The organism is Cohaesibacter sp. ES.047, from assembly GCF_900215505.1.
Classification (GTDB): Bacteria; Pseudomonadota; Alphaproteobacteria; order Rhizobiales; family Cohaesibacteraceae; genus Cohaesibacter.
Map to the genome: position 1 here is coordinate 4,368,317 of NZ_LT907844.1, position 25,088 is coordinate 4,393,404.

Sequence of the window (25,088 nt, forward strand, 5' to 3'; positions counted from 1 at the left end):
TCGCCCGGCAGCCCGGGCGACCAAATTAAATTTTAAGCAGGGCCGTCAAGACCCAAACACCTTAGCAATCAAACTCAAGCGTTTTCAGTTGTTTCTGAAGGCGTTACAGCAGCTTCTTCAGAAACCACTTCAGCTTCAGCCGCACCTTCGTCAACGCCCTCGATTTCAAGCTCGACAAGGCCTTCTTCAGCTTCGCCCAGATCAACGCCGGTTTCACCAGCAGACCGGGAGATGCCGTCGATGGCAGCAGCAACAATCAGATCGCAGTAAAGAGCCAGAGCACGAGACGCGTCATCGTTGCCAGGAACCGGGAAGTCGATACCATCCGGATCGCAGTTGGTATCAACAATGGCTGCCACGGGAATACCCAGACGGCGCGCTTCGTTGATTGCGATGGTTTCTTTGTTGGTGTCGATGACGAAAATCAGGTCAGGCACACCGCCCATGTCCTTGATACCGCCCAGAGCACGTTCCAGCTTATCGCGTTCGCGGGTCAGGGTCAGGCGCTCTTTCTTGGTGAAGCCTTTGCCTTCGCCTTCAAGCAGCTCATCGAGCTTACGCAGACGCTGAATGGACTGGGTGATGGTTTTCCAGTTGGTCATCATGCCGCCAAGCCAGCGGGAGTTGACGTAATACTGAGCGCAGGACTTTGCGGCTTCAGCGATCGGGCCAGCAGCCTGACGCTTGGTGCCAACAAGGAGGACGCGACCGCCGCGAGCAACGGTGTCGGAAACAACCTTCAGAGCTTCGTTCATCAGGGGAACGGTCTGAGACAGATCGACGATATGGATGTTGTTGCGAGCGCCGAAAATGTATTTGCCCATTTTCGGGTTCCAGCGGTGGGTCTGGTGACCAAAATGCACACCTGCTTCAAGCAGCGTGCGCATGGATACTTCAGGAAGTGCCATGTTTATTTCCTTTACCGGTTTAACCTCTGTGGGATGTGACCTATTAGGGCACCGGATGGATGTCAGCACATTTCTCCATGCTGCCACCCTATCCCACATGTGGATTCGAGAGGGCTTATAGGCGCTATAGAAAAGGATTGCAAGGGCAAAAGCCCGCCTTTTGCCTGACATCCCGCACAAAGCACCGACTTGACGAAAAGCCCACGCTCAGAGCAGGATGATCGAAGGCTCGAGGCTTTGTGCCTTGCATTTGTCCACGACACGCCAAACGCGAAAAGGACGGAGTTTCAGGACGACAATGACAACAACAGCCCCCTTACCAGCATACACGAACAAGACACGACACCCACAAGCGCGGCACCTTGCGTCCCCGGTCATGGTCGCGTTCATGCTGTTGTTGTTGTTGATCAGCTCGATAGCCCAGGCCGATCCGCCAAACTGCCGGAAGAAATACGAAGCCTATCTGCAGCAGAGCACGAGCCTATCCGCCTTCATGGCGCAGGAAACAGCCTGCCTTGAGGCAACGAACGGCTGCAGCCAATGCACCCGCGCCCCAGACATGTCGATCTCCTGCACCACGCCGCGCCTTGATTGCACGAGGAGCGCGATCCATTGCACACGCGCGTCCGAACTTGACTATACTGCACTGATATCAAATGGCAGTGAGTGAGCGCTCAGGCAACCGCCTTGCGATACGCCGCGGGCGTCACGCCCGTTCCAGCCTTGAAGCTCCGCGTGAAATGGCTCTGACTGGAAAAGCCGCAAGCGTCTGAGACTTGAATCAGCGGAGCGCCTTGCCTGATCTGCAGTTTTGCACGCTCCACCCTTCGATGGCTGGCAAAGGAATGCGGAGACACGCCGCAAGTCTGCTTGAAGGCGCGCTGGAGGTGAAACTCACTCAGGCCTGCAATCGCGGCCAGATCCTGCAGCCGGATGACCTGATCGAGATTGGCCTCGATATAGTCGGTCAATTGCCGCCTGACACGGCCAGACAGTCCGCCACGCAAGGGCTGGACCGACAGCCCGTGGAAGCGCTGATCCTTCAAAACACCTGCGACAAGCTCGGTCATCGCTTCCTCGGCACGCAGTGACTGCCCCGTTCGGGTCGCAACGAGCATCTCTGCAAAGGCGCGCGCCAGGTCTCCCGCGTCCGCATAGGTCACATCGGCGAGATCCAGCAATTGCCCATCCCGATCAAGCATTTCCGAATAGCACCGGCGCAGCTCATCACTGGGCAAATACAGATGCATCATTTCCAGCGGACCTGTGATATCCCATTCTGAGGTCTGGCCTTGCGGAAAAATGCAAAAGGCCCCGGGCCGCCCTTCCCGTTTATCACCATCGACCCGAAAGACACCCTGCCCGCCGCGTGCGTACCAGCTGAAGGTGTGCCCTTCCAGTTTCTCGTAACGAACATGGTCCTTGGCATTCGTCCAGATCGCGCCATAGCGACCAAAGCCGAGATCAAGATAACTCTCCTGAACAGCAGCGGACGTGTCTTTCAGATATCCAAAGACGGATTTACCGGTCTGGGTCATAACAAAGGCCGAAATAGACAAAGATAATCAAGAAAACGGATCGAATGCCGTTGGCGCCACATTAGCACCGACAAACACAAGGCACCAAGCCCTCTATTGGCGCGCCGGATCATTCACCGCAAGATCGTGCAAAAGACAAACCACATCTGGCGCTACATGTAGGATCCAATCTTCGAGGTTTCCAACATGATCCCGGTTCTTTTTCTCTCCACTGTGCTCATCTGGGGTACGACATGGCTCGCCATTGCATTGCAGGCTGGCCCAGTCCCCGTGCTTGTCTCTGTTTTCTATCGGTTTGCCCTCGCCGGCATCCTCTTTCTGTTCATTCTGGCCGTAACCGGTCGCTTGCGTCTGCCAAAACGCGAGCATCAAGTCTGGCTCGTGGCACAGGCCCTCTGCCTCTTCAGCCTCAATTTCATCTGCTTTTATCATGCCGTTCACTACATCCCGTCGGGATTGGAATCGTTGATCTTCTCGCTGTCCACCATCTTCAATGCCCTCAACGCCCGGATTTTCTATGGTGAGAGAATCAGCGGCAAGGTCATTCTTGCCAGCCTGCTCGGTATCAGTGGACTGGTGCTGCTGTTCGGCCGTGACATCCTTGATGCTGATGCATCAGGCACGCTGACCGGCGTCGGCCTTGCCATGCTGGGCACCCTGTTCTTTTCCCTTGGCAACATGGTCTCGCGTCGCAACAGCAGGGAAGGCATCTCTCCTGTCTTCGCCAACGCCTGGGCCATGAGCTATGGCGCGATTGTCCTGATGCTGCTCATCATACTCACGGGAACACCACTCATAGCCCCTCCAGACGCCACCTATCTGGGAGCGCTGCTTTATCTCGCGGCCATCGGTTCGATTGTTGGCTTCAGCACATATCTCATTCTGGTCGCCCGGATCGGGTCGGCGCGCGCGGCCTATGCCACCGTCCTGTTCCCGATCATCGCCCTTGGCTTGTCGACCGTGTTTGAAGGCTATGTCTGGCACTGGACAGGCTTTGTGGGACTTGGCCTCGCGCTTCTGGGCAACATCGTCATCTTCGCCCCCAGCCGCCGACCCCGCCGCACAGCGCCCATCGCCAAGGATGCAGAGACGGTTGCCTCTTCATAACGACCCGGGCCCATACCTTATGAACACCCAAGATCCGACAGGGCCGCACGGATGGCGTCAAACGGCTCTGTTCTTGGTTCGGCCCCCAGAAGCGTAAGGAGGCGGTGATTATCGAGCCGCAAGGGATATTTCCAATGCGGAATGATCTCGGCCACTTCACGCGGGAACCCGCCAAATGGGGCCAGAAGCCGAAAAAGCCACCACGGCATCGACCAGACCGGCAGTTTTCGGCCAACCGCCTGTCTTATGCCGCCGGTCATCACGAGGCCCGTATCGTCATAGATGCCCTCAAAATGCACCACCTCGAAAGGAAGCAACTCAGCCTCCCGATCCAGTAACATGGCGAAGGCTTCACCAAGATCAGGCAGATAGGCCCAGCTGTGCCCGGCCCGGATCGCCGGATTGACAATGCGTTTCAACCGCTTTCCTCTTGCCACCATGGCCTGAGAAAACCAGCTAGAACCAGCGCCTGGACCAAAGAAGTCGCCGGCTCTGAGGATGAGCACCGGCACTTCGGCTGAAACTGCCCGCAACGCACGTTCCATTTCAACCCTGATCCGGCCCTTGCGGCTGTTGCCGTCCTGCTCGGTCATTTCATCGATGACGCCATGGCTTGCTGCATCAAAATTGTATATCGTGCCCTGCAACACGAGGCGCGCACCGCCCACGGACCGGGCGGCAGCGATGCTGTTTTCCAGCATCGGCATCACCAGCTTGTCCCAGTTTTGGTAGCCGGGAGGGTTCACCGCATGAACAATCACACTCACCCCATCAGCGGCACGCATCACATCATCAAGAACCAGAGCATCGCCCCTGATCCACTCGATGGGGGTGCTTGACGCCGCTTGTGATTTTTCCAGATTGCGCACCATTCCGCGCACCTGCCATCCACGCTCTTATCGGACCGGACCGCAGCGTACCCGACATCGCTTTTGTGAAATCTATGGACGGGACCATGGAGGCCAGCAATTGGGTCATGCGATGCGACAGTCATCCGGCCATGCTCGCCGCTGCCCGCGCAGGGCTGGGGATCGCAATCGCCCAGATCCCGACGATCAAAACCGATCCGCGCCTTCAGATACTGCTCCCCGACCTCGAGCTTCCCCGTCTTGATACATGGGTCGTCACCCATGAAGACTTGCGTCATGTCCCCAAGGTTCGAGCGCTTTTTGACCGGTTGGTCGAGGGGTTCAAGACCTATCGCTAACCCCACCCGCTTAGCCGGCACCCACTTCGACATCGACAACACCGGGAATGGCTTTCATCGCACGGCCCACTTCCGGCGAAACATAATATTTCCCGTTGATCCGCATTTCGACTTCGCAGTCGCCGTCGTCCAGCATCACGATGACAGATACGTCTCCATCCCCTCTGTCATCAAGCTGTGCCTTGAGCGATGTAAGGGGTTTGGGGTCGCGCACAAACACCCGCATGCTCTTCTGGATGCTGCCGCCATCAAGAGGTCGCACATTGTTGATGCGCACCGAAACGCCCTCAGGCCTGAGATCTGCACCGACCTCCAGAATGACCGTCTTGCCCGGCTCAAGCATATCGCGGAACCGATGCAGGGCTTCAGAGAACAGCACCGCCTCATAGGCCCCGGTGGGGTCAGAAATATTGATGATCCCCATGCGGTTCCCAGTCTTGGTCTTGCGCTCCTGACGACCGGTAATGGTGCCGGCCAAACGCCCCGCGCTCGCTCCCTGCTTTACGGCAGCCTCAAAAGGTTGCCAGAACTGGACGCGCATTTTCTCAAGCTGAGGGGTGTAGTCATCAAGCGGATGAGCTGACAGATAAAAGCCAATGACGCTATATTCTTTCTGAAGCTTTTCCTCATTGGTCCACGGACGCGCATTGGGCATGGGCAACGGCGCGGCCTCTTCCTCACCAAACAAGCCTCCCTGCCCCGAAGACGAATCCCGGGCGTGGCTCGCCGCTTCCCCCATGATGACATCAACAGCCGCAACCACTTGAGCCCTGTTGGGGCTCAGCACATCGAATGTCCCGGCCGCAGCAAGGTTTTCGATGGTCCGCTTGTTCAGAACACGCGGGCTGATGCGTTTGGCAAAATCGGCCAGATCCTTGAACGGCTTGTCGCCCCGCACGTCCATGATGTGCTCGGCCGCGGGGTGGCCAACGCCCTTGATCGCCGCCATGGAATAGATGATTGCACCATCCTTCACGACAAATTCAACACCGGACTCGTTGATCGATGGCGGCCGTACCTCGATGCCAAGACGAATGGCATCCCGGCGATATTCGGCCAGTTTGTCGGTGTTGTTCATATCCAGCGTCATGATCCCGGCGAGGAACTCGACCGGATAATTCGCCTTCATATAAGCCGTCTGATAGGCGACGAGCGCATAGGCGGCGGCGTGTGACTTGTTGAAGCCATAGTCGGCAAACTTGGCAACAAGGTCATAGATCTCGGAGGCCTGTTCACGCGGCACCCCGCGCTCCTCGGCACCATCACAGAAAAAGACCCGCTGCTTTTCCATCTCCTCGCGGATTTTCTTACCCATCGCGCGGCGCAGCATATCAGCTTGGCCAAGAGAATAGCCCGACAGGATCTGGGCGATCTGCATCACTTGTTCCTGATAGATGATGATGCCGTAGGTCTCCTTGAGCACGGGCTCAAGCAGCTCATGCAGATAGTCGGGCTTTTCCTCGCCCCTCTTGCGCGCGCAATAGACCGGAATGTTGGCCATCGGGCCGGGCCGGTAGAGCGCCACAATAGCAATGATGTCCTCGAACTGGTCAGGCTGCATGTCGAGCAGGGCCTTGCGCATGCCCATACTTTCCAGCTGGAACACGCCGACGGTTTCACCCTTGGCAAGAATTTCATAGGACGCAGGATCGTCAATGGGGATTTCCGCCAGATTGATCTCGATCCCGCGCTGTGCCACGAACCGAACGGCGGTTTGTAGAACCGTCAGTGTCTTGAGGCCCAAAAAGTCGAACTTGACCAGCCCGGCCTGTTCCACCCACTTCATGTTATATTGCGTCACCGGCATGTCGGAACGCGGGTCCCGGTACATGGGGACCAGCTTGTCGAGCGAGCGGTCGCCGATTACGATCCCCGCCGCATGGGTCGACGCATGCCGATATAGTCCCTCGAGTTTGAGCGAAATGTTGATCAGGCGATCAACGATCTCTTCTTGCTGTCGGGCTTCCTTGAGGCGCGGCTCCTGCTGAAGTGCTTCAGGGAGCGAAACCGATACGGCCCCTTTCATGGGGACCATCTTGCACAGCTTGTCGACCTGCCCGAACGGCATCTGAAGGACACGACCAACGTCGCGCAAAACGGCGCGCGCCTGCAGCGTTCCATAAGTAATGATCTGCCCCACATTGTCCCGACCATACTTGCCTTGAACATAGTGGATCACTTCCTCGCGCCGGTCCTGACAGAAGTCGATGTCAAAGTCAGGCATCGAGACGCGTTCTGGGTTGAGAAAGCGTTCGAAAAGCAGCGCAAAGCGCAAGGGATCAAGGTCAGTAATGGTCAGCGACCAGGCCACGACTGAGCCTGCACCCGAACCACGCCCCGGCCCCACCGGAATATCTTGATCCTTTGCCCATTTGATAAAGTCAGAGACGATAAGGAAATAGCCCGGAAACTTCATGGATTGAATGATATCAAGTTCGAATTCGAGGCGATCCCAATAGTCTTTTTCTTCCTTGCCCGGCGCCAAACCATAAACATCAAGTCGCTGCTGTAGGCCTTCCTTAGCCTGCCGTCTCAACTCAGCCGCCTCGTGACGCTCCGCTTCTTCCGGGTCGGCGTCAGCACCGGCAAAACGGGGCAAAATGGGATTGATGGTCCGGGCACGCGTGCTGCAGCGACGCGCAATCTCGATGGTGTTTTCCAGCGCCTCTGGCAGATCGGAGAAGAGCGCTGCCATTTCATCCTGAGACTTGAAATAATGCTCTGCGGTGAGTTGGCGTCGATCATCCTGAATGAGGACTTTACCCGCGGCAATCGCAATCAGCGCATCATGGGCTTCGAAATCGTCCCGCTCGGCGAAGTAGACATCGTTGGTCGCAACCAGCGGAATGGCCAACGCATAGGCGAGATCAAGAATCTGCGGCTCCACAATTGCCTCATGAGCCATACCGTGGCGCATGATCTCAACATAAAGGCGATCCTCGTAAATATCGTGAAGAGCCTTGAGCCGGTGGCGCGCAGAATCGGTATGATGATTGAACAAAAGCCGATCAACCGGACCATTGCCACCGCCAGTCAGGCAGATGACACCCTCGGCGAACTCCGCGAGGTCCTCGACGAGAACATGGGGGTCCTGGTCATCGTGCGGCTGAAGGAAGGACCGGGATACGAGACGCACCAGATTAGACCATCCGGTGTCGGTCGCTCCGATCAGCACGAGGGTTGGAAAGTGGGTATGGCCGACACCGCCGAAATCTCCGTCGTGAAAGTCGACCTCGACCTGACACCCCAGAATCGGCTGCAGGCCCTCGCCCGCCGCTTTTTGCGAAAACTCCAGCGCCCCGAAAAGGTTTCGTGTGTCCGTAATGGCCACGGCAGGCATCTCAGCCGCCTTGGCCGTCTTGATCAGCTTGCCAACCGGCAAGGCCCCTTCCAGAAGAGAGTAGGCAGAGTGAACATGAAGGTGCAGGAATTTGAGATCGCTTGAGACCCCAGTTACCGCCCCTTCCGTCGTCGGCATCTCAGACATAACACTCCAGCCTCTTGATCATGATCGGTTACGCGCTGCGAAGGCAGCATGAAAGACAAGAGAATAGAAAATGACCTGCGAGTCGCATAGCCAGCCAGCATGCTTTTCGTGTTTATACCCAGCCCCCGCTGATCCTCACGCAAAAGCAAGCCAAGATATCAACAGTCCATCCACTAAACGAGAATTTGCGTCCACACCGTCAACATGGACATGAAGGTAACCAGCGAGCCAAGAGCGAGTACATCACGAATAAGCATTGAAATCCCCTAAGGTTCGTTCTCTATTTAAACCCATTATGTATTTGTTTTGTTCTTTATTCAAGACATTTTTCGACAGAATGCTGTCACTGGAAAAATTAGCATTTACAGAAAGTTACAAGCGGAAAAGCACAAATTGTTCACAAACTGTTCCAGTGGCAGCAGTATCCATGCCACGCATCCACAAGGCGTGGACAGCGTTTGGAAGACGTGAGTATGGGCTCACTTTAGGACACAGCTTATCCTCAGCTGCTCCACAGCCTGATCAACAAATGGACACACCTGTCAGGTCACCGCCAGCCGAACAGCTGCGGATAAATCGAGGTGTGAAAAAGAAAAGGGCTAAAGCTCGACAACCTTGCCATCAACAAGGGTGATCTGTCGATCCATGCGCTCGGCAAGAAACAGATTGTGCGTGGCCACAAGCGCGGCGATGCCAGATTGCTTGACCAGTGAATTGAGCGCCTTGAACACATATTCCGACGTGGTCGGATCGAGGTTGCCAGTCGGCTCGTCAGCGAACAGAACGCGCGGCGCGTTTGCCATGGCACGGGCAATGGCCACCCTCTGTTGCTCACCCCCGGACAACTCGGCAGGACGATGCGAACCCCGGTGATCGATTCTCATATAACTGAGCAGTTCCTTGGCCCGGCTTTCGGCTTCGCCGAGCTTTTCGCCATGGATCAACTGCGGCAGCACGACATTCTCGATGGCCGAGAACTCCGCGAGCAGGTGGTGAAACTGGTAGACGAACCCAATCTCGTTGCGCCGCGTAAGGGTGCGAGCCCGGTCAGGCGCATTACTCTGGGCCTTACCTGCGATATAAACTTCACCTTCGTTCGGTCGTTCCAGAAGGCCCGCCACATGCAACAAGGTCGACTTGCCAGCCCCTGATGGCGCAACAAGAGCAACCATTTCGCCCGCATACACCGACAGATCAATGTCATCGAGCACCATAAGCTTGTTTTCGGCCTGCTCATAGTAGCGTGTCACATTGCGAAGCGCCAATAGCGGCTCTCCCCTGTGATCGACTGGCGCACCCGTATAGGCGAAATCGCTGACCTCATCCGCCTGCCCGGACGGCCCTGCCCCGGCGTAGTTGGCGCCCTCTGAGGGGGGCATTTCCGAGGTTTGAGAGACAGAGGTTGGCATCACCGGCACATACGTTTGCTCTGCAGCCTCAGCGCCGCGTCCGGTCAGACCGGAAAAAACGCCGCGCCCAGACACGTCCTTCACGCTTTTCTTTTTCTCTTCTTCAGACAGCACAGGCCAAAAGAAACTCTTCCTTTTATTCATAGCGCAGCGCCTCCACCGGATCGAGGGTCGCGGCACGCCAGGCCGGATAGAGCGTTGCCAGGAAAGAAAGCAGCAAGGCGATGATCAGAACGGAAACGGTCTCGGTGAAATTCATTTCCGCTGGCAGCTTTGACAGGAAATACAGCTCCGGCGAGAACAACTCGGTGCTGGTTATCCAGGAAACAAACTGGCGGATACTCTCGATATTCAGGCAAACAACCAACCCGAGCGCAAACCCAGCCATCGTTCCGACAAAGCCGATGGCCGCTCCGGTGATCATGAAAATGCGCATGATCGAGGATCGTGTCGCGCCCATTGTCCTGAGGATCGCGATATCGCTGCCCTTGTCCTTAACCAGCATGATCAGGCCGGAAATGATGTTGAGGGCCGCAACCAGAATGATCAGCGTGAGGATGATGAACATCAGATTGCGCTCCACCTCGAGCGCAGAGAAGAAGGTGACATTGCGAAAGCGCCAATCGGTGATATAGACCTGTCGCCCCAGCGCTTCTTCAATCGCAGGACGGATCGCACCAACAGCGTCGGGATCATCGACATAGACCTCGATTGCAGATGCCTTGCCGTCATGATTGAAATAGGTCTGGGCATGTTCGAGCGGCATGAAAATGAAGGTGCCGTCATACTCGCTCATGCCGATCTCGAACACCGCCTTGACCGGATAGGCCTTGATGCGCGGTGCCACACCCATGGGCGTGACCGCACCATTGGGCGAGATCAGCTTGACGCTGTCACCTGCAACAACCCCGAGCGTCCGCGCAAGACGCGAGCCAAGGGCGATGCCCTCCTGATCATCAAAGTCATCAAACGAGCCCTGAAGGACTTTTTGTGAGACGAGATTCAGTTTCTTGATATCAGCCTCGGTCATACCGCGCACGAGCGCACCCGATGATCCACCCGCCGCAGAGGCCAAAATCTGGCCTTCGACAAAGGGGATGGCGAACGACACGCCATCCACGCCCTCAATGCGCGTCACCATGTCCTTGTAGTCGGTAAAATCCTTGTCGATGGGCTGAATGACCAGATGGCCGTTGATCCCGAGGATTTTGTCCAGCAGCTCCGTGCGAAACCCGTTCATCACGGCCATCACGATGATAAGCGTCGCAACGCCCAGCATGATGCCGAAAAAGGACAACCAGGAAATAATGGAGATGAATGCCTCCCGCCTGCGCGAACGCAAGTAACGGAATGCCATCATCCACTCAAATAGGGTGAATGGTCGCTGGCCTTCTGACGCGGACATGAACTTCTCCAGACAGAGTGGCCCGGATCAGTAATCTGCCGGACCAATCTTTGTGCAGTTTAGTCGAATCAATTGCTTGCAATGATACGATCTACGACCGCATCGAGGGAAACCATTTCACGTTCGCCAGTGGCGCGATCCTTGATTTCCACTTCATTCGACTTCAGACCTCGCGGCCCGACAATCACTTGTGTCGGCAGGCCGATCAGATCCATGGTGGCGAATTTGGCACCAGCCTGTCCGGTGCGGTCGTCATAGAGAACATCAAATCCGGCATTTCCAAGGCGTTCGTAGAGCTGTTCACTGACAGCGCTGGTTTCCTCGCTTTCGGCCTTCATGTTGATCAGGCCGATATCGAATGGCGCGACGGATTTCGGCCAGATGATGCCGTTTTCGTCATGGCTTGCTTCAATGATTCCGCCCAGCAAGCGCGAAACACCCACGCCGTAGGACCCCATGTGCACAGGATAGTCCTTGCCATCGGCGGCCATCACGCTGGCGCCCATCTTGTCCGAATATTTGGTGCCAAAATAGAAGATATGCCCCACCTCGATGCCGCGCGCAGCAATCCGATCCGCTTCAGGGATCGCATTGAAGGCCGCTTCATCATGCATCTCGTCCGTCGCGGCATATTCGCTCGTCCAGTCTTTGACGATATCGCTGAGATCGCCCATGAAGTCGAGGTCATCGCCCGGAACAGGTTTGTCGAGATAGCTCTTGTGGCAGAAAACCTCGCTCTCGCCCGTGTCAGCAAGAATGATGAATTCATGGCTGAGATCGCCGCCGATCGGGCCGGTGTCAGCCTTCATCGGAATGGCAGTCATACCAAGTCGCTTGAAGGTCCGAAGGTAGGCAACGAACATGCGATGATAGGCTTCCCTCGCCCGTGCTTCGTCCATGTCGAAGCTGTAGGCATCCTTCATCAGGAACTCGCGACCACGCATCACGCCAAAGCGCGGGCGAATCTCATCCCGGAATTTCCACTGGATATGATAGAGATTGAGCGGCAGATCCTTGTAGGACTTCACATAGGTGCGGAAGATGTCGGTGATCATCTCTTCGTTGGTCGGTCCGAACAACATGTCCCGCTCATGACGATCGACGATGCGCAACATTTCCTTGCCATAGTCATCGTAACGACCGCTTTCCTTCCAGAGCTCAGCGGGCTGCATGGTCGGCATCAGAAGTTCAACCGCACCAGAGCGATTTTGCTCTTCCCGCACGATCTGCTCGATCTTGCGCAGCACGCGCAAACCAAGCGGCAACCAGCTGTAGATGCCGGCCTGCTGCTGGCGGATCATACCCGCACGCAACATGTAGCGGTGAGAGACGATTTCCGCCTCTTTAGGGGTCTCTTTCAGAATGGGCAGAAAATATCGGGAAAGACGCATGAGGCTTGGCTCTTTGTGGATGGTCTGAGTCATACAGGCTTGATTGATCGGTATCGCATCTAGACAGCGGCAATTTCAAGCCAGTTGTTGATGTTTATCGCCTTTATAGACCGAGATTGATCTTTCCACACCCATTATCGACATGCGAGTCGCAACAACTCTCAACTGCACAGGATCGTCAAAATTGGCAATATTCAAAGAGAAAGCCGAAAACGAGCCATGCGCGAGAAACGCTACAAAGCCGTCCAAAAAGCTACTTATGGTTTTTAAAACCAAAAATAGTGACTAATGTGAGAAAAATGACGCAATTGACAAAAAAGGGTAATGACAAATGTCGGGAATGGGACTAATCTCCGGCTCATAATTATAAGAGATACGCTCACCACGTTTATCTCACCTCGCGCGAAAATGTCTTGGGAGGATACAGATCTCTGGCGCGCTTTCACGCTGCTGCCGCTCTAACTAGCCAAAAAGCAAAGTCGAGCATCGAGATCACGTCGCGATTACTTACAAAACAAGGCTTTCGAGCCTTGTTTTTTTTGTTCCGCAAAGTACGTCAGGTCTATTGACCCTTTCCTAGGGGCCGCCGGTTACAATTGTGTGACACATCAGACCTGTTCTAAAGCATATCGCAATTAATTGACCTCATACCCGGCAGCTTTGAAGTAGTTCAGACACTCCTTGGCAGAATAGAGGTCACAAATGTCACCGATCGCGTCTGAGATTGTATCGAAGCTTCTGGCTGCTCGCTTGCGCAGCAGTGTCTTGAGTTTGGAATATGCCATTTCGATGGGATTGAGGTCCGGTGAATATGGCGGAAGAAACAGCAGCCATGCTCCCTTTGATTTGACGAGCTTTTGAGCTTTCTCACTTTTGTGGAAGGCGACATTATCGAGGATGACGATGTCGCCAGCTGACAGGGTCGGCAGTAGTTGAGTTTCAATCCAAGTTTCAAAGATACGTCGGTTCATCGGAGCATTGACGATCCAGGGCGCAACCATCCCACGGGATCTCAAACCAGCGATGAAGGTCTGGGATTTCCAATGACCAAAAGAAGCGTGAGCGCGATAGCGCTGTCCTTTTGGTGACCATCCAGACCGTTTGGTCAGCTTCGTGTTGGTTGATGTCTCATCGATAAAGATCAATGTGGCTATGCAGAATTTTGTGCCCTGGCGCATTAATTACGCCATTGGGAAACGATCTTCGAACATTATGGCGAATTGGCTTTTCATTGAGTGCCATTCGCGCACGGAGCGTTTCCATTCCACAGAAGTAGCATTCAGGGCGAGATAAATCAATTTCGCAGCTGCCTCGTCACTGGGGAAATGCCCGCGGGAGCGAACGGCCCGGCGGATTTTCGAGTTCAGTGCTTCAATGGCGTTCGTGGTGTAGATCAGCCTGCGCACCTGGGGCGGATAGTCGAGGAACGGGATCACCTCGTTCCAGGCCCGGCGCCAACTCGGCGCGATTGCCGGGTATTTGGCGGCAAGGTCGCTGTTTTCGAACTCCGCCAGCGCAGTCGCGTCCACAGCGGTGTAGACAGCCTTAAGAGCCGCTGCGACGGCCTTGCGATCCTTGTAGCTGGCAAAGCTCATGGAATGGCGCAGCAGATGCACGATACAGGTCTAGACCTGGGTCTGAGGAAAGGCTGCCTCGATGGCCTGGGGGAAGCCCTTCAGACCGTCCACGACGGCGATGAGAATGTCCTGAACGCCACGGTTGCGCAGATCGCTGAGAACTTTAGCCCAGAACTTGGCACCCTCATTGGCCTGGAACCAAAGCCCCAGAACGTCGCGGGTGCCGTCCGGGAGAACAGCCAGGGCCACAAAAACCGCCTTGTTCAGAACCACGCCGTCGGTGCGGATCTTGACCCGGATCGCGTCCATGAACACAATCGGATAACACGGTTCCAGCGGGCGGTTCTGCCAGGCGGTCACTTCCTCCATCACGGCATCGGTGATCGCCGAAATCAGGCTCGGGGACGCCTCTATACCATAGATATCCTCGATATGCCCCTGGATCTCGCGGGTCGTCATCCCGCGCGCGTACATGCTGATGATCTTGGTGTCGAACTCGGGAAAGCGGCGCTGATACTTGGCGATCAGCAGCGGATCAAAGCTGCCGTTGCGGTCACGGGGAATGTCGAGAATGACCTTCCCGCTGTCGGTCGTCACCGTCTTCTGGCTGCGGCCATTGCGACGATTTGGCGCCTGGTTCGCGCCTTCAGGCGGCGCATCGGCGCGTTCTTCGGTCAGATGCTCGTCCAGTTCGGCGCTCAGGGCTCGTTCGGCCAGCGCCTTGGTCAGTTCTTGCAGAATCCCGTCCTCTCCGAACAGATCGCCCGCTTTGCGGCCTTCCATCAGATGATCCAAAAGGGCTTTGTCGATGCTCATACGTGGGTCTCCTCATATTAGAGTTACCACGCCAGGGCACAAAATTCTCCATAGTCCCAGATCAATCGGGACAATGCTTTGTTGAAGAAAGGCCGGCGCTGATTGATCCATACATACCGATCATGAGCAATCGCGGCCCGTAGCTGTTCAGTGGCTACCAGACTTTTTTTTATGGCTCAGGCCGAGCCTGTTAAGCAGGCGCCCAACGCTGGAGCGATGCACATGGACCCCGCGTTCAGCCAATTCCAGACAAAGCTCATCAAGCGTCAGATCGCCATTCTCAGACATGCGCCTTGTGATCCATTCATGATGCACACCCAACTTGCCTTTGTCTGGTCGGCCTTGCTTGCGAGGCTGCACAGAACCCGTCTCTTTCTTGAGAAGCATCAGGTTATTGACAAACCGTGGTGACACGCGGAAATGGCTGGCGGCTGCCCGATGCGAATGACCGGCATCAACAAATGAAGCAACACGTTCGCGCAATGCAATAGGAAGTGATTTGCCCATGATGATCCCCTTTTCTCAAAGGGAATCACAATTGGCAAAAAATGGGAATCCTGAATCTCATTAACTGCGACACGCTTTAGCCTTTCCAGTCAAAAACGCATAAAAAACGGGCCGCCGCACATGTGGCAACGACCCGTCTCATCTTGTCTTCGATTTATCTGGCTTGCCGAACCCGGCCCGCATCAGATCACCCTGTCGGATGCCTTATCTCAAACTGTCGGGCATGGGCAGGAAATCGAGATCCTCAAGCCCAAAGCCCCAGACTTCGATGGCTGTGTAATACAGCCCGAACAAGACTGCTGCCAGGATCGTGGTTGCCAGTATCTTTCTGACCATCATGGGTTTTGTCGGAGCGCTTTTCGTCGTTCCAAGATGCCGTTCCTGCTCGCTCGAGTCCACTTGCGTTTTCACGCCAAACGGAAGCACGAGCAACAAGGCGATCCACCAGATGACAAAGTAGATGGCAAGGCCACTAACCAGACTCATTCAGCAATCCTGTCTGATCCTCAGATCTGTTCCAGCTCAGTAAGGGTGCCGCAGAAATCCTTGGGATGCAGGAAGAGAACCGGTTTGCCATGGGCACCGATTTTCGGCTCGCCATCACCAAGAACGCGTGCGCCTTCGGCTTTCAGCTTGTCGCGGGCAGCAATCAGGTCTTCCACTTCGTAGCAGACATGATGAATGCCACCCATCGGGTTTTTCTCGAGGAATTTCGCAATCGGGCTGTTTTCGCCAAGCGGCTCCAGCAGCTCGACTTTGGTGTTCGGAAGCTCGACGAACACGACTTTCACGCCATGATCCGGCTCATCCTGCGGTTCGGAGACCTTGGCACCAAGGGTTCCGCCATAGGTGGCAACCCCGGCTTTCATATCCGGAACAGCAATCGCAACATGGTTCAAACGACCAATCATTTCCTTCATCCTTTCTCAGTACCGCTTGTGCAGCATCAGGCTCGCAAAGGGAGGGATGCCTGATCAGTCACAAGGAAAATTCACCGCCCTGTTCATACAAGGTTGATCATTACCGATACAACTGGCTTTTTGGACCAGCATTGATTGACCTCAGACCTGACCGATCGACGGACCGCTTCTCGCAAAATATCAACATCTTTACGCTTCTTGGCTGGCATTCCCTTGAGCGCGCCGAAGATTCCGGCCTCTACGATCTCGATAAACAGCCTGTCATCTTTGTCCCGGTCCGGGATTCCATTGAGCGCCATCTGGGGATGTCCAAGGATATCCCCCTGCCGGTTGACCGTGATGGCGACCGCGATGTGGCCCACGAACGACAGCTTGCGTCGCTCCTGAATGCCCATCTCTTCGAATGTGCCAATGAGCGCCCCATCCTTGTAGAGTCGGCCACCCAGATATTCGTCCCAGCTCTTGACCTTACCACCGGCAAGACGCGCCATCCAGCCATTGCGCACATGCAGAACCTCACGCACACCCATATCACGCGCCAGATCTCCATGCGCCTTCAGGTGCATCTCCTCGCCATGAACCGGAACTGAGATTCGGGGTTGCACCCATTCATAGAGCTTGCGCAGATCGTCCCGTTTGGGGTGACCCGAGACATGCACGGGCGCGTCCTTTTCGGTGATCACATCGACATCTAGCCGGGCCAGATTGTTGATTACCTCATTGATGCCGCGTTCATTGCCCGGAATGGCCTTGGATGACAGGATCACCCGATCGCCTTTCGACAGCTGCACATTGGGGTGTTCACCGGCGGCAACACGCGCGAGCGCTGCCCGTTTCTCCCCTTGCGAGCCGGTGAGGATCGCAACGACATTCTCGCGCGGCAGATAGCCATAGTCGTCATCGGACAGAAACTCCGGCACATCCTGCAAATAACCCTGCTCCTGAGCCACCTCAATGAAACGCCAAAGCGCCCGGCCCACAACCACACACTGCCGGTCATTGGCACGTGCTGCCCGCGCAATCGCCTGCACCCGCGCCACATTCGAGGCAAAGGTCGTCACGGCCACGCGATGCTTTGCCTTGGCAATCTGGCGGGTCAGTTCCGCCTCGACCTCTTTCTCCGAAATGGAAGAGCCTTCAGTCAAAGCGTTGGTCGAATCACAGACAAGCGCCAAAACGCCTTCCTTGCCCAATTCGATCAACCGCCCCACATCCGTGGAGGGGCCAACGCCGGGATTGTCATCAAGCTTCCAGTCCCCGGAATGCAAAACAAGCCCAAATTCGGTGCGGATCGCAAGCGCGTTGCCTTCAGGGATAGAGTGGGACATCGCCACGAATTCAACATTAAAGGGACCAACCTGAACGCGGCTTCCCTGCTCCACCCGGGTCACGGGAATGGGTGGGGCGTAGGGTTCGGACTCACCTTTTGCTTCGACCAGATCGGCCACGAAGCCGGAGCCATAAACCGGCACACCCAGCCGATCCCACAAGGAGAAAAGCGCCCCGAAATGGTCTTCGTGGCCATGGGTGATAAAGATGCCATCAATGCGGTCCCGCTCGGATTCCAGAAAACGAATATCGGCAAAGATCAGATCAGCGCCGGGATGCGCCTCATGCGCAAAGGCAACACCAAAATCCACAATGATCCAGCGCTTGTCACCTTCCGGCCCAATGCCGTAAAGCGCCATATTCATGCCAATCTCACCCACGCCACCCAAGGGCATGAAAACCAGTTCAGACGATTCCATTATTCTCTCGTTCCGCGCCCTCAGGGACGCTTTGAAGACAAGCTGGCTCACCGTGTCTGTCCATAGATCAGTGAGTTTGCGCATTCTCGCGACCGAACGGTCTTGAAAGCTGCTCCAGCGCCTTAATGTGTCACGCTGGGCCAGAAAACGTCACCGGCATAGATCACCCGATCACTGCCGTCCGCAAGGCGCAGAACAAGTCCGCCGCTCTCGTCAAGACGTTCGAAAAGGCCCTCGATTTCTTCATTCGGCAAACGCACCACAACCCGCTCTCCGACACCGCGCGCGCGATAAAGCCAATCCTCGCGGATCAGGCCAAGCCCGTTGCCGCGGTCCCAGACCGACAGACGCTCGGCCATATGCGCGGCCAATCGTTCAAACAGGCTTTCTGGTGCAACATCATAGCCGCTGGTTTGCGACAGATCGGCAGCCGAAAGCCCTTCTGTCTTGTCGGGATGCTTGCGGCAATTGACGCCGATGCCGATCACAACGGCCTGTCGCCCATCCCCAAGCGGCATGTTTTCAAGCAGGATGCCGCAAATTTTGCTGTCGCCCCACAACAGGTCATTGGGCCATTTGATGCGCAACCGGGCTCGCACATGGGGCGGCATGACATCCTCGACGGCCCGATGGACAGCAGTCGCCGTCAACAGGGGCAAATGCCCGATTCCCCTCATAGGAGCCGGATCAATCAGCAGGAGGCTGGCAAACAGATTGCCCGGTTCCGATGACCAGGCCCGCCCGCGTCGCCCGACCCCGCTGGTCTGTTCCCCGGCCGTCACCCAGAGATTACCCGCCTCTCCCTTGAGAGCGAGCGACAGAGCATGCTGATTTGTCGAGCCGATAGTGTCAAAGGCGATATGACGATAGGATTCGGGAATTGTTACCAAAGATTGCTCACGAAATTGGTCACCATCCGGTGCTAGGCACTCAAACGGTCGATCATTTTATCAATCCATCACATATGAAGATGCCCGGAGAGACCCCCGGGCAAACCTCTCATATCATAGCCGACCTTATGTGTCTTGTAAAAGACAGGAAAAAAGCGGACCCGTCCGTCAGCCCTAAAAGAAGCTTTTGGCCGCTTCCTCTGCCAGTGCCCGGATCGGTCCGATGTATATCACCATGGTCAGCATGAACGCGCCACTGAGCAGGAGCACCAGCCGCAATTCGCCCGAGGCTTTCTCGAAAACCGGAGCCGGATCATCAAAGAACATGATCTTGACGATGCGCAGATAATAGTAAGCCCCGACAACCGAGGAAAGAACCCCGATCACGGCCAGCGGATAGAGCCCCGCCTCAATGGCCGCACTGAAGACCAGCAGCTTGCCAAAGAAGCCGCCAAGCGGCGGAATGCCTGCAAGCGAGAACATGAGGATCGCCATAAGGAACGCCATCGGCAGATCCGTCCGCGACAACCCGGATAGATCTTCGATCCGCTCGACCATGCCCTCTTCCTTGCGGCGCATCGACAGGACAGCAGCAAAGGCCCCCAGCGTCATGGCAACATAGGTGATCATGTAAACGATCACCCCTTCAACCCCTGCCGCATTGCCAGACGCCAGACCAACGAGCGCATAACCCATGTGACCAATCGAAGAATAGGCAAGAAGACGCTTGATATTGCGCTGGCCAATCGCGGCAAAGGCCCCCAGCACCATCGACAGCATCGAGACGAAAACGATCACCTGCTGCCATTGCAGCTCGATCGGGTCAAAGGCGACATAAACGATGCGCACGATCATGCCCATCGCGGCCACCTTTGGTGCTGCAGCAAAGAAAGCCGTCACCGGTGTCGGCGCCCCCTCATAGACATCAGGCGTCCACATATGGAAGGGAACTGCCGAGATCTTGAAGGTCAGCCCGGCAAGAATGAAGACAAGCCCGAACACGGCCCCGATGCTGGCTTCGTCCACATGCAGCGCTTCGGCAATACCGGGGAAGGATGTCTGGCCCGTAAAGCCATAGATCAGGCTCATGCCGTAAAGCAGCATGCCCGAGGACAAGGACCCGAGGACAAAATACTTGAGCCCCGCCTCCGTGGCGCGCGCGCTGTCTCGTTTGATCGCGGCAACCACGTAAAGCGCCAGCGACTGCAGCTCAAGCCCCAAATAGGCGGCAATCATGTCGTTGGCGGACAGCATCATCAGCATGCCCACGGTGGCAAGCGTGATAAGCACCGGATATTCGATGGTTTCGAACTTTTGCGCGCGCGCATAGGCAACGGACATGGCCAGCGCGAGGCCAGATCCGATCAGAACCAGAATTTTCATCAGCCGGGCGAACGGATCCTGAATGAAGGCACCGTTGAAGGTGGTCACCGTCGTGTTCGGATTGAGTAGCAGAATGGCACCGGCGATAATGAGCAAAGCCACCGCAAGACCGGTCACAACCTGACTTGTGCGCGGACCACCGAAGGCGCCGATCATCAACAGCACCATAGCGCCCACGGCCAGCAGGATTTCCGGCAGGGCCGGCATGAGATCCGGTAGCATCGCCAGTTCAGAGGTCATGTCTCACTCGCTTCAGTTATCGATCACCATCACCCTACTGGGCGAGCATGGCAACCTTGTCCGCAGCCTCGATTGCTGCCTGATAATTGTTGATCAGATTGCTCACGGATGCAGCCGTCACATCTTGGATCGGAGCCGGATAGACGCCGAAGAAGATCGTCAGCACGACCAGTGGTACAAGGATCAGTTTCTCCCGGCGGTCCATGTCAAGAATGCCCTTGAGGCTCTCTTTCTCCAGCTTGCCAAACACCACTCGGCGATAGAGCCAGAGCGCATAGGCCGCTGACAAAATGACGCCCGTAGTGGCAAAGAAGGCAACCAGATTGTTCACCTTGAACACCCCGAGAATGGTCAGGAACTCACCAACAAACCCCGATGTCCCCGGTAAGCCGACATTGGCCATCGTGAAGATCATGAACACCGTGGCAAACACCGGCATCCGGTTGGCCAGGCCGCCATAAGCCGAAATGTCACGCGTGTGAATCCGGTCGTAGACCACGCCCACACACAGGAACAGGGCACCGGACACGATGCCATGGGAGAGCATCTGGAAGATGCCCCCCTGCACCCCTTGCTGTGTGGCAGAGAAAATACCCATGGTCACATAGCCCATATGCGCGACCGAGGAATAGGCGATCAGCTTCTTGATATCCTCCTGCGCCAGCGCAACGAGCGAAGTATAGATGATCGCCACCACCGACAGGGTATAGACCAGCGGCGCAAACATATCAGACGCCAGCGGGAACATCGGCAGCGAGAATCTGAGGAAGCCATAGCCCCCCATCTTCAGCAAGATCCCGGCCAGAATGACCGAGCCAGCCGTGGGTGCCTGAACATGGGCATCAGGCAGCCATGTATGCACCGGCCACATCGGCATCTTGACCGCAAAGGAGGCAAAGAACGCAATCCAGAGCCAGAACTGCATCTGAGCCGAGAATGGATGCACCAACAACTGCACGATATCCGTTGTCCCGGCTTCCCAATACATCGCAAGGATCGCCAGCAGCATCAGCACAGAGCCGATCAACGTGTAGAGAAAGAATTTGAAGCTCGCATAAACACGGTTCTTCCCGCCCCAAATACCGATGATGAGAAACATCGGAATGAGTCCAGCCTCGAAGAACACGTAGAACAGCACCAGATCCAGCGCACAGAACACCCCGATCATCATGGTTTCGAGCACCAGGAATGCGATCATATACTCCTTCACGCGCTTATTGATCGCATTGCGACTGGCAAAGATTGCGGCGGGCATCAGGGCGGTGGTCAGGATGACAAACAGCATCGAAATGCCATCGACGCCCATGCGATAGGAAATCGTCGTAGAGAGCCATTCCGCCTTTTCCTGCATTTGAAAGCCGGTGTTCTCCGGATCGAACTGGTTCCAGATCAAAAGCGATATCAGAAAAGTAACAACAGTGGTCCAGAGCGCCACATTGTTGATGTTGCGGCGTGAAATCTCGCTGTCCCCCTTGACCAGAAGGATCATCAGCGCCCCGACCAGCGGCAGGAAAACGACCGTCGAAAGTAGTGGCCATTCATTCATCAATGTGCCCCCCCGCTCAGCATGATGTAGGTGACCAGCAGCGCCACGCCAATCATCATGGCAAAGGCATAGTGGTAGAGATATCCGGTCTGAAGTCGCACGATGCGACCCGTCAGATCCGAAACCCGCGCAGCGATGCCATTCGGGCCATAATGGTCGATAATTCTTTCATCGCCCCCCTTCCACAGGATACGACCGAGCCACAGGGCCGGGCGAATGAAAACGAGATCATACAGCTCGTCGAAGTACCATTTATTGAGGAGGAACTTGTGAAGCCAGTCGTGACGTTCAGCCAGGCGTTTGGGCAAGTTCGGCTTGCGAATGTAGAACACATAGGCCGTTGCCAAACCAAGAAGCATCATCACAAACGGAGCCAGTTTCACAGCCCATGGGACATCATGGAACACATGCACCAGATCATTCTCCGCAGCGGTAAACAGCGCGCCTTTCCAGAAGTCATCATAGTGATGTCCGTAGAAGAAGCCCGAGAAGACCATGCCCGCAAAGGCCGCACCAACAGCAAGGACCATCAATGGCACGGTCATCACTTTGGGGCTTTCGTGGATCTTGGCCTTGACGTCGGCATTCATTCGTTCACGTCCATGGAAGGTCATGAAAATCAGCCGCCAGCTGTAGAAACTGGTGAAGAGCGCCGCCACCACAGTCATCAGGAAGGCGTAGTTGCTCATCAGGTTTTGTGCAGCAAAGGCACTTTCGATGATGGCGTCTTTTGAATTGAAGCCGGCAAAGCCGATCAGGGTGCCCGGAATACCAACGCCGGTCAGCGCCAGCGTGCCAACCATCATCATCCAGTAGGTGACCTTGATGTGCTTGGCCAAACCGCCCATCCGGCGCATGTCCTGCTCGTCCGACACGGCATGAATGACCGAACCGGCACCAAGGAACAACAGCGCCTTGAAGAAGGCGTGGGTGAACAGATGGAACACCGCCGCCCCATAAGCGCCAATCCCCAAGGCAACAAACATGTAGCCAAGCTGCGAACAGGTCGAATAGGCAATGACCCGCTTGATGTCGTTCTGCACCAATCCCACGGTTGCCGCAAAGAAGGCCGTCGTCGCACCAATAAAGGTGACAAATTCAAGCGCAGTGGGGGACAGCTCAAACAAGGGCGACAGCCGCGCCACCATGAAAACGCCTGCGGTGACCATGGTCGCCGCATGGATCAGTGCGGAGACCGGCGTCGGTCCCTCCATCGCGTCCGGCAACCATGTATGCAGGAGGAACTGCGCCGACTTGCCCATCGCACCCATGAACAGCAAAAGACAGATCGTGGTCAGGGCATCCCATTCGTGACCAAGGAAGACAATTGTCTGTCCCTTCATGGCGTCAGCTCCGGCGAAGATCTCGGAGAAGCTGATCGTGCCGAACAGCACATAGACACCGCAAATACCAAGGGCAAAGCCGAAGTCGCCGACGCGGTTGACGATAAAGGCCTTCATCGCCGCCGCATTGGCCGACGGCTTCTGATACCAGAAACCGATCAGCAGGTAGGAGGCAAGGCCCACCCCTTCCCAGCCAAAGAACATCTGCAACAGATTGTCCGCCGTGACGAGGGACAGCATCGCGAATGTGAACAGCGACAGATAGGCAAAGAACCGCGCACGATTCGGATCGTGATGCATGTAGCCGATGGAATAGATGTGCACGAGCGCCGAAATCGAATTGACCACCACCAGCATGACCGCCGTCAGGGTATCAACCCGGATCGTCCAGTCAATCGACAGATCGCCAGAGTGAATCCAGCTGACAAGGGTGACAATCTCGGTATGCCCCTCGTGACCGATGGCAACAACGAAGAAGGCAATCCAGCTGAGCAAAGCCGCAATCACCAAAAGGCTGCTGGTGATATATTCCGCAGCCTTGTGCCCAATCGAGCGCCCGAACAATCCTGCAATCAGGAATCCGATAAGCGGTAGAAAGACGATGGCCGTATACATGAGAACCCTCAGCCTTTCATCATGTTGATGTCTTCAACCGCGATGGTGCCGCGATTGCGATAGAACACGACCAGAATGGCCAAACCGATAGCCGCCTCTGCAGCTGCAACCGTCAGAACGAGCAACCCGAATATCTGACCCGTCAGATCGCCAAGATAGCTGGAGAAGGCAACAAAATTGATATTGACCGACAAGAGGATCAACTCGATCGACATCAGAATGACAATGACATTCTTCCTGTTGAGGAAAATGCCGAACATTCCGATCACAAACAAGATCGCCGCTACGGTCAGATAATGGCTCAGTCCGATTTCCATCTCTGGCTGTCCCTTCTCCCTGCCCTGCCTTGTGGCAGAGCCAAGCAAAGGGGAACCGGTGGAGCTAAATGCCCCGGCCCGATTCCACCTCCACGATTTCAATTGAATTCTCGACAGTGCGCGCATTCTGCCGCACGATATCCTGACGTTTCACATCCTTGCGATGATGCAGCGTCAGAACGATTGCCCCGATCATCGCCACAAGCAGAATGAGTGCCGCCGTTTCGAAATAATAGACATACTTTGTATAGAGCAGGCTCCCGATGGCCTCGATGTTGGACATCTCCGCGAGCGCCGGCATCGGCTCGCCCAGATGTCCGCTCAGCTCAGGGCTGATCACCCAGCCACCGAACGCAACGAGGAGTTCAGCCAGAAGGACAACACCAACGACAAGGCCAATCGGCATATATTGCAGGAACCCTGCCCTCAACTCGACAAAGTCGATGTCGAGCATCATCACGATGAACAGGAACAACACCGCAACCGCCCCGACATAGACCACCACCAGCAACATGGCGAGGAACTCCGCGCCAAGCAGGACAAAGAGTCCGGCCGCATTGAAGAAAGCAAGGATCAGGAACAGAACGGAATGCACGGGGTTGCGCGCGCCAATGACCATCAGGCCAGAGCCCAGCAGCACCGCTGCAAACAGATAGAAGAATATGCTTTGAAGGATCATGTCACTCTTTTTCCTGTTCCCGGAAGGGAAGTCTCCCCCATATCAAATCCAGTGC

At 55.8% G+C, this 25,088-nt stretch carries 20 protein-coding genes and 2 pseudogenes; 3 read left to right on the forward strand and 19 right to left on the reverse strand.

What is annotated here, in order from left to right:
- Positions 1–74 precede the first annotated feature (74 nt).
- Positions 75–908: a 30S ribosomal protein S2 gene (rpsB, locus tag CPH65_RS20005; protein ID WP_096175486.1), complete on the reverse strand. Its 834-nt coding sequence runs from the start codon at positions 906–908 to the stop codon at positions 75–77.
- Between the two features lie 298 nt (positions 909–1,206).
- Between rpsB and CPH65_RS20010 the strand changes: the two genes are divergently transcribed.
- On the forward strand, positions 1,207–1,578 hold the full coding sequence (locus CPH65_RS20010; protein ID WP_157747828.1) for a hypothetical protein: 372 nt from the start codon (positions 1,207–1,209) through the stop codon (positions 1,576–1,578).
- A 4-nt stretch (positions 1,579–1,582) separates the two neighbouring features.
- On the opposite strand, the gene CPH65_RS20015 is transcribed toward CPH65_RS20010, so the two are convergent.
- Complete coding sequence (locus CPH65_RS20015) at positions 1,583–2,446, reverse strand: AraC family transcriptional regulator (RefSeq protein ID WP_096175488.1); 864 nt, start codon at positions 2,444–2,446, stop codon at positions 1,583–1,585.
- A 186-nt stretch (positions 2,447–2,632) separates the two neighbouring features.
- Here CPH65_RS20015 and CPH65_RS20020 point away from each other — a divergent pair, with 186 nt between their 5' ends.
- Entirely contained in the window at positions 2,633–3,553 is a 921-nt protein-coding gene (locus tag CPH65_RS20020; protein WP_096175489.1) for a DMT family transporter, read from the forward strand.
- Between the two features lie 17 nt (positions 3,554–3,570).
- On the opposite strand, the gene CPH65_RS20025 is transcribed toward CPH65_RS20020, so the two are convergent.
- Positions 3,571–4,434: an epimerase gene (locus CPH65_RS20025; protein ID WP_256385199.1), complete on the reverse strand. Its 864-nt coding sequence runs from the start codon at positions 4,432–4,434 to the stop codon at positions 3,571–3,573.
- A gap of 62 nt (positions 4,435–4,496) precedes the next feature.
- On the opposite strand from CPH65_RS20025, the gene CPH65_RS20030 reads away from it, so the two are divergent.
- A complete protein-coding gene (locus CPH65_RS20030) occupies positions 4,497–4,760 on the forward strand; it encodes a LysR substrate-binding domain-containing protein (protein ID WP_096175491.1) in 264 nt (87 codons plus the stop codon).
- A gap of 10 nt (positions 4,761–4,770) precedes the next feature.
- Here CPH65_RS20030 and dnaE read toward each other — a convergent pair whose 3' ends face one another.
- The 16 genes and pseudogenes from dnaE to CPH65_RS20110 all read right to left on the reverse strand — a co-directional run bounded on the left by dnaE (position 4,771) and on the right by CPH65_RS20110 (position 25,033).
- Entirely contained in the window at positions 4,771–8,247 is a 3,477-nt protein-coding gene (gene dnaE, locus CPH65_RS20035) for a DNA polymerase III subunit alpha (RefSeq protein ID WP_197703895.1), read from the reverse strand.
- Positions 8,248–8,846: 599 nt separating this feature from the next.
- Positions 8,847–9,512, reverse strand: coding sequence for an ABC transporter ATP-binding protein (locus tag CPH65_RS20040; RefSeq protein ID WP_244574667.1), 666 nt, complete (start codon positions 9,510–9,512; stop codon positions 8,847–8,849).
- 280 nt (positions 9,513–9,792) lie between these two features.
- Positions 9,793–11,061 (reverse strand): lipoprotein-releasing ABC transporter permease subunit, encoded by a 1,269-nt coding sequence (locus CPH65_RS20045; RefSeq protein ID WP_197703896.1) that lies wholly within the window; start codon positions 11,059–11,061, stop codon positions 9,793–9,795.
- Positions 11,062–11,129: 68 nt separating this feature from the next.
- On the reverse strand, positions 11,130–12,452 hold the full coding sequence (gene proS, locus CPH65_RS20050; RefSeq protein WP_096176529.1) for a proline--tRNA ligase: 1,323 nt from the start codon (positions 12,450–12,452) through the stop codon (positions 11,130–11,132).
- 635 nt (positions 12,453–13,087) lie between these two features.
- Positions 13,088–13,597 (reverse strand): annotated as a pseudogene (locus tag CPH65_RS20055) (IS630 family transposase); the annotation flags it as partial.
- Between the two features lie 36 nt (positions 13,598–13,633).
- A pseudogene (locus CPH65_RS20060) lies at positions 13,634–14,845 on the reverse strand (IS256 family transposase).
- A 147-nt stretch (positions 14,846–14,992) separates the two neighbouring features.
- On the reverse strand, positions 14,993–15,352 hold the full coding sequence (locus tag CPH65_RS20065; protein ID WP_096175492.1) for a transposase: 360 nt from the start codon (positions 15,350–15,352) through the stop codon (positions 14,993–14,995).
- Positions 15,353–15,556: 204 nt separating this feature from the next.
- Positions 15,557–15,838: a DUF1467 family protein gene (locus tag CPH65_RS20070; protein ID WP_096175493.1), complete on the reverse strand. Its 282-nt coding sequence runs from the start codon at positions 15,836–15,838 to the stop codon at positions 15,557–15,559.
- Between the two features lie 20 nt (positions 15,839–15,858).
- Positions 15,859–16,263, reverse strand: coding sequence for a methylmalonyl-CoA epimerase (mce, locus tag CPH65_RS20075; protein ID WP_096176530.1), 405 nt, complete (start codon positions 16,261–16,263; stop codon positions 15,859–15,861).
- Between the two features lie 92 nt (positions 16,264–16,355).
- On the reverse strand, positions 16,356–18,020 hold the full coding sequence (locus CPH65_RS20080) for a ribonuclease J (RefSeq protein ID WP_096175494.1): 1,665 nt from the start codon (positions 18,018–18,020) through the stop codon (positions 16,356–16,358).
- 122 nt (positions 18,021–18,142) lie between these two features.
- Positions 18,143–18,910 carry a biotin--[acetyl-CoA-carboxylase] ligase gene (locus CPH65_RS20085; protein WP_096175495.1) on the reverse strand — a complete coding sequence of 256 codons (768 nt, stop codon included), beginning with the start codon at positions 18,908–18,910 and terminating at the stop codon, positions 18,143–18,145.
- Between the two features lie 174 nt (positions 18,911–19,084).
- Positions 19,085–20,533, reverse strand: coding sequence for an NADH-quinone oxidoreductase subunit NuoN (gene nuoN / locus CPH65_RS20090; protein WP_096175496.1), 1,449 nt, complete (start codon positions 20,531–20,533; stop codon positions 19,085–19,087).
- A 34-nt stretch (positions 20,534–20,567) separates the two neighbouring features.
- The gene (locus CPH65_RS20095) at positions 20,568–22,079 is read right to left on the reverse strand and encodes an NADH-quinone oxidoreductase subunit M (RefSeq protein ID WP_096175497.1); all 1,512 of its coding nucleotides are present in this window, start codon (positions 22,077–22,079) and stop codon (positions 20,568–20,570) included.
- On the reverse strand, positions 22,079–24,037 hold the full coding sequence (nuoL, locus tag CPH65_RS20100) for an NADH-quinone oxidoreductase subunit L (RefSeq protein ID WP_096175498.1): 1,959 nt from the start codon (positions 24,035–24,037) through the stop codon (positions 22,079–22,081). The genes CPH65_RS20095 and nuoL overlap by 1 nt, the downstream gene beginning before the upstream one ends.
- 8 nt (positions 24,038–24,045) lie before the next feature.
- Positions 24,046–24,354 carry an NADH-quinone oxidoreductase subunit NuoK gene (nuoK, locus tag CPH65_RS20105; protein ID WP_096175499.1) on the reverse strand — a complete coding sequence of 103 codons (309 nt, stop codon included), beginning with the start codon at positions 24,352–24,354 and terminating at the stop codon, positions 24,046–24,048.
- 64 nt (positions 24,355–24,418) lie between these two features.
- Positions 24,419–25,033 (reverse strand): NADH-quinone oxidoreductase subunit J, encoded by a 615-nt coding sequence (locus CPH65_RS20110; protein WP_096175500.1) that lies wholly within the window; start codon positions 25,031–25,033, stop codon positions 24,419–24,421.
- Positions 25,034–25,088 lie beyond the last annotated feature (55 nt).